This is a genomic window from Thomasclavelia saccharogumia DSM 17460 (assembly GCF_000686665.1).
GTDB lineage: Bacteria > Bacillota_I > Bacilli_A > Erysipelotrichales > Coprobacillaceae > Thomasclavelia > Thomasclavelia saccharogumia.
Map to the genome: position 1 here is coordinate 1 of NZ_JMLH01000133.1, position 1,286 is coordinate 1,286.

The 1,286-nt window shown below is 31.3% G+C and carries 1 protein-coding gene; it reads right to left on the reverse strand.

The annotated features are described in order from the left end of the window. On the reverse strand, window positions 1-1,112 hold a 1,112-nt coding region (locus BR82_RS0114540), incomplete at its 3' end, for an IS4 family transposase (RefSeq protein ID WP_027090746.1). Between the last annotated feature and the right edge of the window lie 174 nt (window positions 1,113-1,286).

Sequence of the window (1,286 nt, forward strand, 5' to 3'; positions counted from 1 at the left end):
TCAATATTATTGATAATGATTTCAGAAACATTATACATTAAAAATGTTGCATTGATTTCCTGCTGTATCAGCTTCCTTTTTTTTGCATGAAAATAGACAAGTCCCATTGTATATTTTACCTTATTAAAAGCGGTTTCCTCTTTCCAGCGGTAATGATAAAGCTCTTTGAAATCTTCCAGCTGAAATTCATCTTCTGATAGATTTGTAATAATTGTTTCATAGGTATCATCTGTTATTTTAAAGCGAACAATTCTAAAAGATAATTCATAAAAATCCTGTGTTGGTCCCAGAAAATCAAATCTGGAAGTTGTAGGTACAAAGACATACTTATCTTTATGAGCTTTAATTTCTTTACTTTGAAATCTAGTCAATATACGAGTGACGTTCATATCAAATGTCCCGTTTTTTGTTTTTATGTTTGTCATTATGCCACTTTTGGTATCAATGTCTTTAACTCTGATTGCAAATTTAAGATTATTTTCAATGAAATAAGCCAACAGATTATAGTTTTCATATCCTCTATCTGCTGTAAAAATAGAATTTTGAGGATAATTCTTATGATTGATAATAGAAATCAATGCATCAGCCTCACGTTTTTTAGTTGAAGCATCAATACTCCAGTCATAGAAAATATGATTAAGACAGTCATATAAAGCATTCACATGATACTGACAGTATGGCTTTCCACCACCATCCGATTTTACCTTTGTATCATCATCCATAAAAGGGATATTGACATCAGATCCATCCTGAGCGAGAATGTAGTATCCGTTAATCGTCCTGTAATTGGCAAAACTATGAACGAACAGATTATTGATACGTTTAAAGATGGCAGGATCTAATAACTGACGTCTTTGACACATCGCCGAAGTTGAAGGCATATCAGTACAGTCAGAAAAGAAATGAGACATTTCACTAGCTGTAGAGTAATTAGAGAAACTTAAAATAGAATCAATCAATATACGAGCAGGTAATAAGCGATTACGAGTAAAATTTGAGATTGGATCATGGCAGAAGCACTGAATCCCTTCAAGAGTAAAATCGATAGATTGATTGAGAATCTTTTTGATCTTTTTTGGTGAATAGTAGATGTTTGAATTTGAATGTTTCATCATATGTAATACCTCCTAAAAAATACATCTACTAAAAAGGGCTAGTAATGAATATTTTGCTATTCATTACTAGCCACACGATTCTCACTATTTGTCAATAGCTAAATAAAAAAGTCTCTTTAAATTACATTAAAGAGCTTTTTCAGTATTTTAATGCCTAACTTAATGACATTG